The 15,221-nt window shown below is 68.2% G+C and carries 12 protein-coding genes; 7 read left to right on the top strand and 5 right to left on the bottom strand.

Annotation, left to right across the window (positions count from 1 at the left end; all coding sequences use genetic code 11):
* Positions 1-67: 67 nt before the first annotated feature.
* Entirely contained in the window at positions 68-1,675 is a 1,608-nt protein-coding gene (locus AT701_RS24055) for an adenylate/guanylate cyclase domain-containing protein (protein WP_058126735.1), read from the bottom strand.
* Positions 1,676-1,721: 46 nt separating this feature from the next.
* On the opposite strand from AT701_RS24055, the gene nucS reads away from it, so the two are divergent.
* Together nucS and AT701_RS24045 are read left to right on the top strand one after the other, a co-directional pair.
* Complete coding sequence (gene nucS, locus AT701_RS24050; RefSeq protein WP_011730195.1) at positions 1,722-2,396, top strand: endonuclease NucS; 675 nt, start codon at positions 1,722-1,724, stop codon at positions 2,394-2,396.
* Positions 2,396-2,695: an Rv1322 family protein gene (locus tag AT701_RS24045; RefSeq protein WP_011730194.1), complete on the top strand. Its 300-nt coding sequence runs from the start codon at positions 2,396-2,398 to the stop codon at positions 2,693-2,695. Before nucS ends, AT701_RS24045 begins: the two co-directional genes overlap by 1 nt.
* Positions 2,696-2,712: 17 nt before the next feature.
* Here AT701_RS24045 and mce read toward each other — a convergent pair whose 3' ends face one another.
* Positions 2,713-3,186 (bottom strand): methylmalonyl-CoA epimerase, encoded by a 474-nt coding sequence (gene mce, locus AT701_RS24040; protein ID WP_011730193.1) that lies wholly within the window; start codon positions 3,184-3,186, stop codon positions 2,713-2,715.
* A 118-nt stretch (positions 3,187-3,304) separates the two neighbouring features.
* Here mce and AT701_RS24035 point away from each other — a divergent pair, with 118 nt between their 5' ends.
* The 3 genes from AT701_RS24035 to AT701_RS24025 are packed head-to-tail and all read left to right on the top strand — an operon-like array spanning position 3,305 to position 5,828.
* On the top strand, positions 3,305-4,483 hold the full coding sequence (locus tag AT701_RS24035) for an acetyl-CoA C-acetyltransferase (protein WP_014878184.1): 1,179 nt from the start codon (positions 3,305-3,307) through the stop codon (positions 4,481-4,483).
* A 57-nt stretch (positions 4,484-4,540) separates the two neighbouring features.
* Positions 4,541-4,924 (top strand): DUF3817 domain-containing protein, encoded by a 384-nt coding sequence (locus tag AT701_RS24030; RefSeq protein WP_011730191.1) that lies wholly within the window; start codon positions 4,541-4,543, stop codon positions 4,922-4,924.
* A 13-nt stretch (positions 4,925-4,937) separates the two neighbouring features.
* The gene (locus AT701_RS24025; RefSeq protein WP_011730190.1) at positions 4,938-5,828 is read left to right on the top strand and encodes a tetratricopeptide repeat protein; all 891 of its coding nucleotides are present in this window, start codon (positions 4,938-4,940) and stop codon (positions 5,826-5,828) included.
* Here the strand turns inward: AT701_RS24025 and glgB are convergent.
* Together glgB and AT701_RS24015 are read right to left on the bottom strand one after the other, a co-directional pair.
* Entirely contained in the window at positions 5,825-8,035 is a 2,211-nt protein-coding gene (gene glgB, locus AT701_RS24020; protein ID WP_011730189.1) for a 1,4-alpha-glucan branching protein GlgB, read from the bottom strand. The genes AT701_RS24025 and glgB overlap by 4 nt on opposite strands.
* A 7-nt stretch (positions 8,036-8,042) precedes the next feature.
* Complete coding sequence (locus AT701_RS24015; protein ID WP_003896313.1) at positions 8,043-10,121, bottom strand: alpha-1,4-glucan--maltose-1-phosphate maltosyltransferase; 2,079 nt, start codon at positions 10,119-10,121, stop codon at positions 8,043-8,045.
* Positions 10,122-10,292: 171 nt separating this feature from the next.
* Between AT701_RS24015 and AT701_RS24010 the strand changes: the two genes are divergently transcribed.
* Together AT701_RS24010 and AT701_RS24005 are read left to right on the top strand one after the other, a co-directional pair.
* A complete protein-coding gene (locus AT701_RS24010; protein ID WP_011730188.1) occupies positions 10,293-12,893 on the top strand; it encodes a glycosyltransferase family 1 protein in 2,601 nt (866 codons plus the stop codon).
* Entirely contained in the window at positions 12,890-13,738 is an 849-nt protein-coding gene (locus AT701_RS24005) for a virginiamycin B lyase (RefSeq protein ID WP_011730187.1), read from the top strand. Before AT701_RS24010 ends, AT701_RS24005 begins: the two co-directional genes overlap by 4 nt.
* Before the next feature lie 17 nt (positions 13,739-13,755).
* Here AT701_RS24005 and lpqM read toward each other — a convergent pair whose 3' ends face one another.
* A complete protein-coding gene (lpqM, locus tag AT701_RS24000; RefSeq protein WP_011730186.1) occupies positions 13,756-15,198 on the bottom strand; it encodes a zinc metallopeptidase LpqM in 1,443 nt (480 codons plus the stop codon).
* Positions 15,199-15,221 lie beyond the last annotated feature (23 nt).

The following is a 15,221-nucleotide window of genomic DNA, read 5'->3' as shown; positions in this document are numbered from 1 at the left end:
TGGCATGCGCGCCACCGCACCACTGGCGGAAAAGCGACATCGAAGTGGTGCCGCTGTGGCGACGTCGTCAGACCGGGACGGCGAGCCGGGTGGGCTCGTCGAGGCCGCGCAGCGTGACCGATTCGCCCAACGACCAGCGCGCCCTTTCGTTTTCGGACGCGTTGGCCAGGGTGTCCGACGACGCCACCACGTGGCCGGGCACCGATTTGGCGAACTCGCACAGACGCGCGGCCTCGTTGACGGGTTCACCGATGACGGTGTACTCGAAGCGCTGTTTGGCCCCGACGTTGCCTGCCACCACCTGGCCCGCGGCCACGCCGATGCCCGCGTCGAGTTCGGGCACCTCCTCGCGCAGGCGCCGTGCGATGCCGCGTGCGGCCCCGAGCGCCTCGTCCTCGGCGTTGTCGAGCGCCACCGGGGCGCCGAACACCGCGAGCACCGCGTCACCCTCGAACTTGTTCACCAGACCGCGATGTGCGTCCACCTCGTCGACGATCACCGCGAAGAACCGGTTGAGCAGTTCGACCACCTCGACGGCGGGGCGGCTGGTGACCAGCTGCGTCGAACCGATGACATCGACGAAAACCACTGCGGCGTGGCGTTCCTCGCCTCCCAGCGTGAACTTCTGCTGCTCGGCGAGCACGGCGACCTCGCGGCCGACGTGCCTGCCGAACAGGTCGCGTACACGCTCGCGCTCGCGCAGTCCGTGCACCATCGAGTTGAAACCCCGCTGCAGCTGGCCGAGTTCGGTGCCGTCGAACACCACGAGGTTGGTGTCGAGGTCGCCCTGCTCGACGCGGTTGAGCGCGGCGCGCACGACGCGGATCGGAGTTGCGGTGAGCCAGGACAGGATCCACATCAAGATGAAGCCGAACACCAGCGCGAACACCGCGAGTCCCATGACCGCGTAGGCGAACTGCGTCGGCGTCAGGTTCTCCAGCGTCACCGCGAACACGCCGGCCAGCAGGATGCCCAGAATCGGCACGCCCGATCCGAGCGCCCACACCACCATCGTGCGGCCCATGATGCCCGGTGCCAGTCGCACCGGGGGTGGCCCGGCCTCGAGGGCCTGCGCGGCCACGGGCCGCAACGCGAACTCGGTGAACAGATGGCAGCTGACCGACACCACGATGCCCGGAAAGCTGATTCCCAGCAGGACTTTCGGGATGAAGTTGGTGTCCACCATGCCGTACAACGTCGTCAGCAACGCGGTACCCGCCGCCCACAGGATGAGCAGGACACGCGTCAGCCGGAACGGCGCGAAGAACGTGTTGCGCTGATCCTGCGGCGTCGGGGGCCGCTCTTCGAGCGCCCAGCGCACGTTGCCGATCACGCGGTTGGTGGCCCAGATGACCCCGACGACGAGCGCGCCCACGACGTAGGCGGGCGCGACGATGTAGGTGTACGGCGCGACGCGCGCGTCGAACACGCTGGGGGACGGGAAGAGCACCGTGAGCACCAGGAACGACACCGCGATACCCAGCAGGTTGGCGATGACGACGAACGTCGTCAGGATCAGCTGGATGCGGATGCGGCGTCTGCTCTGGCTCTCGGTGACGCGGCCGAGGATCCACGAGCCGTACTCCGGCGTGCCCGACGGGAGCCTGCTGTTCTGCCGTGTGACGGTTTCCAGCACCCGGCCCAGCTGCCGCGCCAGCGAATTGTCGGCGTTCATTGTGGCGCCAGCCTAGTTCGTCGGCGGTGCCTTTAAGGTGGATCGGGTGCGCCTCGTGATAGCCCAGTGCACCGTCGACTACGTCGGCCGGCTCACCGCTCATCTGCCCTCTGCCCGCCGGTTGCTGCTGTTCAAGGCCGACGGGTCCGTCAGCGTGCACGCCGACGACCGCGCCTACAAGCCGTTGAACTGGATGAGCCCGCCGTGCTGGGTCACCGAACAGGACACCGAAACCGGTGTGGCGCTGTGGGTCGTGGAGAACAAGACCGGCGAGCAACTGCGCATCACGGTCGAGGACATCGAGCATGATTCGCACCACGAGCTCGGCGTGGATCCGGGCCTGGTGAAGGACGGCGTCGAGGCCCATCTGCAGGCGTTGCTGGCCGAACACGTCGAGCTGCTCGGCGCCGGTTACACACTCGTGCGCCGCGAGTATCCGACCCCGATCGGGCCCGTCGACCTGTTGTGCCGCGACGAGCTGGGCCGTTCGGTCGCCGTGGAGATCAAGCGCCGCGGCGAGATCGACGGCGTCGAACAGCTGACGCGCTACCTGGAACTGCTCAACCGCGACTCGTTGCTCGCGCCGGTGGCAGGTGTGTTCGCCGCGCAGCAGATCAAACCGCAGGCCCGCACGCTCGCCACTGACCGTGGAATCCGTTGTGTGACACTCGATTACGACCAGATGCGCGGAATGGACAGCGACGAGTACCGGCTCTTCTGATGGCGCGCCGGCGTAGGGACAAATGGCGGCAGACGCCACCACCGCTGCCGCCGTCGCTGACGTCGCGCCGTGTGGAGACCGGACCGGACGGCTACGACTACGAGGTGCGACAGGTCACTGCGTCGCGTGCGACCAAGACCTACCGGTGCCCGGGGTGTGATCACGAGATCCGGTCGGGCACGGCCCATGTCGTGGTGTGGCCGACGGGATCCGCCTCAGGTGTGGAGGACCGCAGGCACTGGCATACGCCGTGCTGGGCCAATCGGGACAACCGCGGGCCGACCCGCAGGTGGTCCTGACCACCTGCGGATGTTCGTCAGTGCTCTTCGGGGCTGGGCTCGACCAGCTCGATCAGCACACCACCGGCATCCTTGGGGTGGATGAAGTTGATGCGCGAGTTCGCGGTGCCACGCTTGGGTGCGTCGTACAGCAGACGCACGCCGTCGGCGCGCAGGCGGTCGGACAGGGCGTCGATGTCGCTGGTGCGGTAGGCGAGCTGCTGCAGGCCCGGGCCGCGGGTGTCGATGAACTTGGCGATCGTCGATTTCTCGTCGATCGGGGCGAGCAACTGGATCTGCGCGCTGCCCTTGGGCGCGCCGCGGACCGACAGCATGGCCTCACGCACGCCCTGCTCCTCGTTGATCTCCTCGTGCAGCACGATCATGCCGAGGTGATCGTGGTACCACTTGGCCGCTGCGTCGAGGTCCGGCACCGCGATGCCGACATGGTCGATTGCGGTCACCAGTGCGCTGGCCAGCGCCGGACGGGCGTCAACGTGCTCCGTGGTCATAACGTAAAGGTAACCTGAAGGCATACTTTTTACTCCTGTGTGATTTCCCACAGCACCTTCCGTGAGACAGCTGTGCCGGTTAATCATCGTTAACACAGCTATTTGGGGAGGTTCGAATATGACCACGTCGGTGATCGTTGCTGGAGCGCGTACACCAGTCGGTAAGTTGATGGGTTCGCTCAAGGATTTCTCCGGCACCGATCTTGGCGCCATCGCGATCCGCGCGGCTCTCGAAAAGGCCAACGTACCTGCATCGATGGTGGAGTACGTGATCATGGGTCAGGTGCTCACGGCGGGCGCGGGCCAGATGCCCGCGCGTCAGGCCGCGGTGGCCGCCGGTATCCCGTGGGATGTCGCTGCGCTGAGCATCAACAAGATGTGCCTGTCGGGCATCGACGCGATCGCACTCGCCGACCAGTTGATCCGCGCTGGTGAATTCGACGTCATCGTCGCAGGTGGCCAGGAATCGATGAGCCAGGCCCCGCACCTGTTGCCCAAGAGCCGCGAGGGCTACAAGTACGGCGACGCCACCCTGGTCGATCACCTCGCCTACGACGGTCTGCACGACGTGTTCACCGATCAGCCCATGGGTGCGCTCACCGAGCAGCGCAACGATGTCGACAAGTTCACGCGCGCCGAGCAGGACGAGTACGCCGCGCAGTCGCACCAGAAGGCCGCCGCGGCGTGGAAGGACGGCGTCTTCGCCGACGAGGTCGTTCCGGTGTCCATCCCGCAGCGCAAGGGTGACCCGATCGAGTTCGCCGAGGACGAGGGCATCCGCGCCAACACCACCGCCGAGTCGCTCGCGGGGCTGAAGCCCGCGTTCCGCAAGGACGGCACCATCACGGCCGGTTCGGCGTCGCAGATCTCCGACGGGGCTGCCGCCGTGATCGTGATGAACAAGGCCAAGGCCGAGGAGCTGGGTCTGACCTGGCTCGCCGAGATCGGCGCGCACGGCGTCGTCGCCGGCCCCGACTCGACGCTGCAGTCGCAGCCGGCCAACGCGATCAAGAAGGCCATCACGCGCGAGGGCATCACGGTCGATCAGCTCGATGTCATCGAGATCAACGAGGCGTTCGCGGCCGTCGCGCTCGCCTCGACCAAGGAACTCGGCGTCGACCCGGCCAAGGTGAACGTCAACGGTGGCGCCATCGCCATCGGCCACCCGATCGGCATGTCCGGTGCGCGCATCGCGCTGCACGCCGCGCTCGAGCTCGCGCGCCGCGGTTCCGGGTACGCGGTCGCGGCCCTGTGCGGTGCCGGCGGTCAGGGCGACGCCCTGGTCCTGCGTCGCTGAGAGAGCCCGGACACAATCAACGACACGTTGTAGTAGCTGGCCGGCGGGTCGGGCACAATGGCGCTCATGACGAGTTCTTTCGACTTGCGCTCGATCCCCGGCTGGTTTCGTCTCATCGGCCTCGCCGAGGCCGTCAGCTGGGCAGGCCTGCTGGTCGGGATGTATTTCAAGTACCTGGGCTCACCGCGCACCGAGATCGGGGTGAAGGTTTTCGGCCCCGTCCACGGCGGTGTGTTCGTGGCTTTCCTGGCTGTCGCGGTCCTCGTCGGCCTCGCTTTCAAATGGTCGGTCGTCACGTGGGGTCTGGCGTTGCTGGCGAGCATCGTGCCACTGGGCAGTGTGATCTTCATCATGTGGGCCGACCGCACCGGCAAGATCGGAACCCCCGCGGCCGCGGCGATCGGTGTGCAACCGGGCGGCCCCGCACCGGAAACGACGTGACAGACTTGGAGGCGTGACTCGTCCACGTCCTTCCATCGGTCCGGCGCTGGCCGGTGCTGTTGACCTCTCGGCACTCAAGCGGCCTGCCGCGAGCGGCGAGGCGGCTCCCGCCCCCGGCGGCCCGAACGTCACAGAGGTCACCGAAGCGAATTTCGAAGCAGAAGTCCTCGTCCGCTCCGGGCAGGTCCCGGTCGTGGTGGTGCTGTGGTCGCCGCGCAGTGACGCCAGTGCCCAGCTCACCGAGACCTTCGCGGATCTGGCATCCGCCGACGGCGGCAAGTGGTCGCTGGCCGCGGTGAACGTCGACACCACGCCGCGCATCGCGCAGATGTTCGGTATCCAGGCAGTGCCGACGGTCGTCGCGCTCGCCGGTGGCCAGCCCATCGCGAGCTTCCAGGGCCCGCAACCGCCCGAACAGCTCCGCCGCTGGGTCGACTCGCTGCTCGAGGCGACGGCAGGCAAGCTGTCCGGCAGCGGAGAAGAGGCCGAGCAGGTCGATCCCGCGCTCGCCCAGGCGCGTGCCCACCTCGACCAGGGCAACTTCGACGAGGCGCTCAAGGCCTACGAGGCGATCCTCGAAGCCCAGCCCAATCACCCCGAGGCCAAGGGCGCCGTCCGCCAGATCGGTTTCCTGCAGCGCGCCACCGCGCAGCGGCCCGACGCGGTCGAGGTGGCCGACGCGGCACCCGACGACATCGAGGCGGCTTTCGCGGCGGCCGACGTCGAGATCCTCGCGCAGCAGGTCAGTGCGGCCTTCGACCGGCTCATCGCGCTCATCAAGCGCACGGCGGGCGATGACCGCACCAAGGTGCGCACGCGGCTCATCGAGCTCTTCGAGCTGTTCGACCCGGCAGATCCCGAGGTGATCGCCGGGCGCCGCAATCTCGCCAACGCCCTGTACTAAGCCGGCTCGAACCAGAGCATCGACAGCGGCGGCAGCACCATGACGGCCGAGGCCGGCCTGCCGTGCCAGGGTTCGTCGGTGGCCTCGACGGCACCGTAGTTGCCGATGCCCGAGCCGTTGTAGATGTCGGCGTCGGTGTTGAGCACCTCACGCCACGTGCCGGCGTGGGGCAGGCCCAGCCGGTACTGGCTGTGCTCGGAGCCCGCGAAGTTGATGACGCACGCGAGCATCGAACCGTCGTTGCCGAAGCGCAAAAAGCTCAGCACGTTGTTGGCCGAGTCGTTGGCGTCGATCCACGAGTAGCCCTCGGGGCTGGTGTCGCGGCTCCACAGGGCGGGTCGGCTGCGGTAGATGGCGTTGAGGTCGCGCACCAGGTTCTGCACGCCGGTGGAGAAGCTCTGCTCGTCGAGTTGGTACCAGTCCAGCCCGCGTTCCTCGGACCACTCGGCGCGCTGGCCGAACTCCTGGCCCATGAACAGCAGTTGCTTGCCGGGATGCGCCCACTGGTAGGCCAGCAGGCTGCGCAGGCCCGCGGCCTTCTCGTGGTCGCCGCCGGGCATGCGGCTCCACAGCGTGCCCTTGCCGTGCACCACCTCGTCGTGGCTGATGGGCAGCACGTAGTTCTCGCTGTAGGCGTACAGCATCGAGAACGTCATCTCGTGGTGGTGGTAGCTGCGGTAGATGGGGTCACGGCTGATGTAGGCCAGCGTGTCGTTCATCCAGCCCATGTTCCACTTCATCGAGAAGCCAAGGCCGCCAAGGTTGGTCGGCCTGGTGACGCCGGGCCACGACGTGGACTCCTCGGCCACGGTCACGATGCCGGGCGCCACCTTGTGCACCGTGGCGTTCATCTCCTGCAGGAACTGCACGGCCTCGAGGTTCTCGCGGCCGCCGTACTGGTTGGGTGTCCACCCGCCTTCGGGGCGTGAATAGTCCAGGTACAGCATGGATGCCACGGCGTCGACCCGCAGGCCGTCGATGTGGAACTCCTGCAGCCAGTACAGTGCGTTGGCCACCAGGAAGTTGCGGACCTCGGGCCTGCCGAAGTCGAAAACGTAGGTGCCCCAGTCGAGTTGCTCGCCGCGGCGCGGGTCGGAATGCTCGTAGAGCGCGGTCCCGTCGAACCGTCCGAGCGCCCAGGCGTCCTTGGGGAAGTGCGCGGGCACCCAGTCGACGATGACGCCGATCCCCGCCTGGTGCAGCGCGTCGACCAGATACCGGAAATCGTCGGGCGTCCCCAGGCGCGACGTGGGGGCGTAGTACGACGTGACCTGGTAGCCCCACGACCCGCCGAACGGATGCTCGGCGACCGGCAGCATCTCGACGTGCGTGAAACCCTGTTCCACAACGTATTCGGTGAGCTCGGTGGCGAGTTGGCGGTAGGTGAGCCCGGGCCGCCACGACAGCAGGTGCACCTCGAGGGTGCTCATCGGCTCGAAGACTGGGTTGAGGCTCGCGCGGCGCGTCATCCAGTCCTCGTCGTGCCACTCGTAGGTGCTCTCGGTGACCCGCGATGCGGTGTGCGGCGGGACCTCGGTGGCGAACGCCATCGGGTCGGCACGGTCGGTCACCGAACCGTCGGCGCCGTGCACGCGGAACTTGTACAGCCCGTCGGGCGGGAAGCCCGGCCAGAACAGCTCCCAGACACCCGAGGACCCGAGCACGCGCATGGGGGCGTCGTTGCCGCCCCAGTGGTTGAACTCGCCGATCAGGCTGACGCCCTTGGCGTTGGGCGCCCACACCGCGAACGACACCCCCGACACCGGGCCGTCGGCCGTGGTGAAGGTGCGCCGGTGCGCGCCGAGGATCTCCCACAGCCGCTCGTGGCGGCCCTCGGCGAACAGGTGCAGGTCGAGCTCGCCCAGCGTCGGCAGGAACCGGTAGGCGTCGGCCGTGGTGTGTGTGACGACGGCGTCGCCGACGCCGGGGTAGTCGATCTCCAGGCGGTAGTCGATGAGGTTGGTGAACGGCACCGCGACCGCGAACAACCCGGATTCCAGATGCTGCATCACGTGGCGCTCACCGCCGATGACCGCGGTGACCTTGACCGCGTGCGGACGGAAGGCACGGATCACGGTGTGGCCGGGGTACTCGTGCGCACCGAGCACGGAATGCGGGTCGTGGTGCTCACCGGCCAGCAGGCGATGGATGTCGGACGGGTCCGGCCGCAGATGTGCGTCGGTGAGTTGATTGCTGCTTCTCGTCATCTCGCCCTCATTCCCTGCGTAGCAAGTCGAGTCGTTTCTCGTACGGTATGAGTGGCATGTTCAGCACATGCGCCACCGCCTTGGCGGGTTCGATGCGCACGTAATTGGACTGTCCCCACTGATATTCCTCACCCGTGATCTCGTCGCGGACCCAGAACCGGTCATAGGGCTCCATACCCAGTGCCTCCATGTCCAACCACAAAGTGGACTCCTCGGGCCCGAACGGGTTGAGCGTCACAACCACCAGCACGGTGTCACCGGTGACCGGGTCGAACTTGCTGTAGGCCAGCAGCGCGTCGTTGTCGAGGTGGTGGAACTTGATGGTGCGCAACTGGCGCAGCGCGGGGTGCAGCCGCCGGATCTCGTTGAGCCGGGTGAGGAACGGCTCAAGGGATTCGCCTCTGGCGAGCGCGCCGTCGAAGTCGCGCGGCCGCAGTTCGTACTTCTCCGAATCCAGGTACTCCTCGCTGCCCTCGCGCACGGACCGGTGCTCGAACAGTTCGTAGCCGGAGTACACGCCCCACGACGAGCTCATGGTCGACGCGAGCACAGCGCGGATCGCGAACATGCCCGGCCCGCCGTGCTGCAGCGACTCGTGCAGGATGTCGGGGGTGTTGACCCACAGGTTGGGGCGTGCGTGGTCGGCGTACTTGGCGATCTCCTCGCCGAACTCGGTGAGCTCCCACTTGGCGGTGCGCCACGTGAAGTACGTATAGGACTGCGTGAAGCCGAGTTTCGCCAAGCCGTACAACCGCGCGGGCCGTGTGAACGCCTCGGACAGGAACAGGATGTCAGGGTCTTCGTTCTTGACCTCGGCGATCAGCCACGCCCAGAAGTTCGGCGGCTTGGTGTGCGGATTGTCGACGCGGAACACCTTGACCCCGTGGGAGATCCAGAACTTGACCACCCGCAGCACCTCGTGGAACAGACCGTCGGGGTCGTTGTCGAAGTTCAGCGGATAGATGTCCTGGTACTTCTTGGGCGGGTTCTCGGCGTAGGCGATGGTGCCGTCGGGCAGCACCGTGAACCACTCGGGATGCTCCTTGGCCCACGGATGATCCGGCGCGCACTGCAGCGCGAGGTCCAGTGCCACCTCGAGCCCGGCGTCGCGCGCGGCCGCCACGAACGCGTCGAAATCGTCGATCGTGCCCAGGTCGGGGTGCACGGCGTCGTGACCGCCCTCGTCGCTGCCGATCGCCCACGGCGACCCGACGTCGCCGGGCGCGGCCGTCACCGAGTTGTTGCGGCCCTTGCGGTGCACCTTGCCGATGGGGTGGATGGGCGGCAGGTAGACGACGTTGAAACCCATACGGGCGATGCGGGGGAGCGCCGCGGCAGCGGTCGCGAACGTGCCGTGCACGGGGTGGCCGTTCTCGTCCCACCCGCCGGTCGAACGCGGGAACATCTCGTACCACGAACTGAACCGCGCGAGCGGACGGTCCACCCACACGCCGTGCACCTCGCCGCGCGTGACGAACTCACGCAGCGGGTACTGCAGCAGCAGGTCGGCGACCTCGGGCGACAGTGCCCCACCGGCCCGCTGGTAGGGGTCCCCGGGGGTGCGCAACTGCTGCGCGGCCTCCAGCAGGGGGTCGCGCAGTTTGCGCGGCACGCCCTCGGCCGCGCGCATCAGCAGACGCGCGCCCACCAGCAGATCGTTGTTCAGCTCGGTCTCGCTCTGGCCGGCCTCGAGCTTGGCCTCCACGGCATGGCGCCACGTCGCGATGGGATCGCCCCAGCCGTCCACCCGGAAGGTCCACAACCCGACGGCGTCGGGGGTGAACTCGCCGTGGAACACATCAGGCGTGCGCCCCTTCGACATCTGCAGGATCTGTGGTTTGACCCGTTTGCCGGGCTGGACCACGGTGCCCAGCGGAACCGCGGGAGGCGTCGTGCCCGGGCCGGAGGCCAGGCGCGGGAACTCGGTGCCCAGGTAGCGCACCACCAGGGTTGCCGAGACCGCGTCGTGCCCCTCGCGCCACACCGTGGCGCGCACCGGCACGACCTCACCGACGACGGCTTTGGCGGGGTAACGCCCGCACGACACCACAGGTGCGACGTCGTCGATTCCGATACGACCGGCCACCCAACCACTCCTCACGTCGTCGCGGTCTCGCCCGACCGCTCTTGGAAGTTCACCGCCTTGTCGCGTCTCATACCCACCGTAGTGTCCTGGCCAATCACGCGTGGGTGAAGCCGGAGCTCGTGGCGGTCGCGTTCTCTGCGGATGCGGGATTTGTCAGTAAGGTTGTGTCGCGTGAAAGCCCTTCGCAGGTTCACCGTCCGCACGCATCTCCCGGAGCGGCTGGCAGCCCTTGAGCGCCTGTCGATCAACCTCCGCTGGTCGTGGCACAAACCGACCCAGGATCTGTTTGCGACGATCGATCCGGAACAGTGGGCGCGCAACGACGGGGATCCGGTCGCACTGCTCGGATCGGTCAGCCCCAAGCGGCTCGACGAGCTCGCGGCCGACCACTCGTTCCTGGACCGGCTCGACGAGCTGGCCGCCGATCTGGACAACTACCTCACCCGCCCGCTGTGGTACCAGCAGCAGCTCGACACCGGCGTGGCCATGCCCAAGGGCATCGCGTACTTCTCGATGGAATTCGGCGTCGCGAGCGTGCTGCCGAACTACTCCGGTGGCCTCGGCATCCTGGCCGGTGACCACCTCAAGTCCGCATCGGATCTGGGCCTGCCGTTGATCGCGGTGGGCCTGTACTACCGGTCCGGCTACTTCCGGCAGTCGCTGACCGCCGACGGCTGGCAGCACGAGAACTACCCGTCGCTGGATCCGCAGGGCCTGCCGCTGCGGCTGCTGACCGCCGCCGACGGCGACCCGGTGCTCATCGAGCTCGCCCTGCCCGAGGGCCGCGATCTGCGCGCGCGGGTGTGGATCGCGCAGGTGGGCCGGATTCCGTTGCTGCTGCTCGATTCCGACATCCCCGAGAACGAGCACGATCTGCGTGGCACCACCGACCGCCTGTACGGCGGTGACCAGGAGCACCGCATCAAGCAGGAGATCCTCGCCGGTATCGGCGGGGTCCGGGCGATCCGCGCGTTCACCGAGATCGAGGGCCTGCCCGCGCCCGAGGTGTTCCACATGAACGAGGGGCACGCCGGGTTCCTGGGCGCCGAGCGCATCCGTGAACTCGTGGCCGCCGGGCTGGATTTCGACACCGCGCTCGCGGTCGTGCGGTCCTCGACGGTGTTCACGACGCACACGCCGGTGCCCGCGGGCATCGACCGGTTCCCGGTCGACATGGTCAAGCGCTACTTCGGCAGCCCGCCGGGCGGGCCCGCCGATTCCCGGTTGCTGCCCGGCGTACCGCTGGACCGCGTGATCGCGTTCGGCGCCGAGGACGATCCGTCGAAGTTCAACATGGCGCACATGGGGCTGCGGCTCGCGCAGCGCGCCAACGGTGTGTCGCTGCTGCACGGCCGGGTCAGCCGGTCGATGTTCAACGAGCTGTGGCCGGGGTTCGACGCCGACGAGGTGCCGATCGGCTCGATCACCAACGGCGTGCACGCGCCCACGTGGGCCGCACCGCAGTGGCTGCGGCTGGGCCGCGAACTGATCGGTGGCGAACTCGCCGAATCGGCCCTGGAGTCCGAGGTGTGGGAACGCCTGCAGCAGGTCGAGCCCGGCCATCTGTGGTGGATCCGCTCGCAGCTGCGCGAGACGCTGATCGCCGACGTGCGCGCCCGGCTGCGTCGGTCCTGCCTCGAGCGCGGTGCCGCCGAGGCCGAACTGGGTTGGATCGCAACGGCGTTCGACCCTTCGGTGCTGACCATCGGGTTCGCGCGGCGTGTCCCGACCTACAAGCGGCTCACGCTCATGCTGCGCGACCCCGAGCGCTTGGAGAGGCTGCTGCTCGACCCCGACCGTCCGGTGCAGTTGATCGTGGCGGGCAAGTCGCACCCGGCCGACGACGGTGGTAAGGCGCTGATCCAGCAGGTGGTGCGGTTCGCCGACCGGCCCGAGGTGCGCCACCGCATCGCGTTCCTGCCTGACTACGACATGTCGATGGCGCGGCTTCTGTACTGGGGCTGCGACGTGTGGCTCAACAACCCGCTGCGCCCGCTCGAGGCGTGCGGTACGTCGGGCATGAAGAGCGCGCTCAACGGCGGGCTCAACCTGTCGATCCGCGACGGCTGGTGGGACGAGTGGTTCGACGGCGAGAACGGGTGGGAGATCCCCACCGCCGACGGACTCGACGACGCCCGCCGCGACGACCTGGAGGCAGCTGCGCTCTACGACCTGCTGGAGAACGCCGTCGCACCCAAGTTCTACGAACGCGACGAGCACGGTGTGCCGACCCGCTGGGTCGAGATGGTGCGCCACACCCTGCAGGTGCTCGGGCCCAAGGTGCTCGCGTCGCGCATGGTGCGCGACTACACCGAGAAGTACTACCTGCCCGCAGCGGAATCGTTGCGCAGGACCGTCGAGGCCGCCTCGGGTGAACCGTTCGGCGCCGCACGCGAACTCGCTGAGTTCCGCAAGCGCGTCGAGGAGGCGTGGCCCAAGGTCCAGATCACCGACGTCGACAGCTACGGGCTGCCCGACACCCCGCTGCTCGGCTGCGAGCTGACCCTGACCGCCACCGTGCAGCTCGCGGGCCTGCGACCGGACGAGGTGGTGGTGCAGGCCGTGCTGGGCCGCGTCGACGACACCGACGCGATCGTGGACCCGGTGAAGGTGCCCATGGCCCACAAGGGCCCGGACGGCAATGGGACCGACGTGTTCTCGGCCTGCACGCCGCTGCCCGTGGCCGGCCCCGTCGGCTACACCGTGCGCGTGCTGCCGCACCACCGGCTGCTGGCCGGTGACAACGAGCTGGGACTGGTGACGCTGGCGTGAGCAAGGCGCTCAAGGTGGGGCTCGACGGCGGGCCCTACGCGCTCGCGGCGGGTCCCGACGGGGCGATGTGGGTGACGCTGGCGCACAGCGGCGAGATCGCGCGCGTCACCGAAACCGGCGAGGTCGCGGTGTATCCGGTTGCGCCGCAGGCACGCCCGTCGATCATCGCGGCAGGCCCAGACGGCGCGATGTGGTTCACGCGCGCAGGCGACGACCGGATCGGCCGGATCACCGTCGACGGTGAGCTTGCTGAATTCGAATTGGCCGAGGGCAGCGCGCCGTTCGGCATCGCCGCGGGCCCCGACGACGCGCTGTGGTTCACCGCGATGACCTCGGGCGAGGTGTGCCGGATCAGCACCGACGGCGAGGTGACCAGTGTGGCCGTGGTCGGCGGCATGCCGTCGATGATCACCGCGGGCCCCGACGGGGCCATGTGGTTCACGATCAACCAGGGCAACGCGATCGGCAGGCTGGAGACCGACGGAACCCTGACGGTGCGCGAACTGCCCACGCCCGCAGCGGGTCCCGTGGGCATCACCGCGACGCACGACGACGCGGTGTGGTTCACCGAGATCGGCGCCGACCAACTCGGGCGTATCCCGCTCGACGAGGCGATCCAGGAACTCGAACTGCCGGGCAAGCCGCACGCGGTCGTCGCCGATCCGGACGACGGCGTGTGGGTGAGCCTGTGGGGCGCCGACCAGCTGGCCCGGGTCAGCGGAGACGGTGAGGTGGTGACGATCGACCTGCCGTCGGGCAGCGAACCGCACGGCCTCGCGATCGGGCCAGACGGCGCGGCCTGGGTGGCGCTGGAATGCGGCTTCGTCCTGCGGATGCCGAACTGAGCGTGCCGAACTGACCGTCAGGAGAACCGTTTGAGGCAGCGGGCCTCGTCGCCCAGGATGCCCACGCGGAACGCGTCGATGCGCGAGAACCCCGACGGCACCGAATCGCCGTTCACATCGCCGGCCACCAGCCCGGTGGTGAGGATGCCCGACACCGCCTCGTCGACATCGCCTGCCGTCAGCACGATGGTGTTGCCGTCCGGTGTGGTCACCGGCTGACTGAGCTTGGCGGTGGCCACGCCCGTCAGACATGCCGTGCGCAGGGCGGCCTGCGCGTTGTCGAGCACCAGTCCGCGCTCGTGCTGCCGCGCCACCATGTACCGCGAGATCAGCAGTGAGTAGGCGCTGTTGTCCCCGAGCGCCAGGGCACCCACCTGACCGTCCACGGGTTTGAACCCGACGGTCTCCAACTCGTCGAGGTCGACGACGATCGTGTTGGTGGCGGGGCAGTACGACGTGGGCGGGCTCGGCCGAGCGTCCGGACAGTCGTCGGCGTCGCGGGCGGCAAAGCTCAAGCGCGGCGGGTTCTTCGGCTTGAACACGACGTTGAGCGCGTCGACCATGGCGCGCACCGATTCCTCGGTGATGGGCAGTTCGCCGGTCTGGTCCTCGGGCAGCAGCACCGGGAGGTCACCGCGGCGCTGGCTGATCTCCTTGACGTCGATTGCCTTGCACGCCGCGGCACCGTCGGTGAAGCCGAACTGGAACGCCGAGACCCGCTCGAACGCCGAACCGTGCTCGTCCACGCCGAGGTACATATCGCTCTCGGTGAGCAGCGGATCGCGGAACGCGATCACCGCCGCCAGCAGACTGTTCAGGCCGTCGCCGGTGCCGAGCGTGAAACGCGGGGAATTGCCCTCGGCGACCCAGCGCATGTACGTCCCGGCCAGGCAGTCGGCCTGCTGCTCGGACACCAGGGTCGGGGTGTTACGGCGAACGAGCTTGGCCTGCTGCTGGATCGCGTGGCCGTATTCGTGGGCGAGCACCATCACCACGCCCATGTCGCCGTTCTGCTTGCGCAGCGACGGCAGCAGCACACCGCGGTCCCAGCCGATCGTGCGGTCCGGTTTGCAGTACGCGGCGTTGACCAGCGCGAAGGTGTTCAGCCCGCAGAACTCCCCGTCGAAACTCTCGGAGTCCCAGGAGATCAGCTCCCGCACCGGTGTGAAATCACCCTCGAACACCTCGCCGTAGGTCGCCGACCAGAACTCTTCGATGTCGCTGACCGCGCTCGCCGCCAGTTCGTCGATCTTGCCGCCGTCGGAGTCGGTGACCTCGCGCGTCGGTGCGGCCGCGTCGGGCCGCAAACCGCTGGGGCCGTCGGTGGCGGGCATGCCGGCAACCGAGAACGGGTCGGCGAACACCGACACCGCGCTGCCCTCGACGATCGTCGAGCACGCGGCGAGCGGCACCACGACACAGGTTGCGATCACCGCACCGAGCAGGTGACGTCGGCTCATACGTGGCGCCTTCCGGTGCACTC

The sequence above is a fragment of the Mycolicibacterium smegmatis genome (assembly GCF_001457595.1).
GTDB classification, from domain to species: Bacteria; Actinomycetota; Actinomycetes; order Mycobacteriales; family Mycobacteriaceae; genus Mycobacterium; species Mycobacterium smegmatis.
The sequence above is the reverse complement of the archived record's forward strand: the minus strand, read 5'-3'. Positions and strand labels throughout refer to the sequence as shown.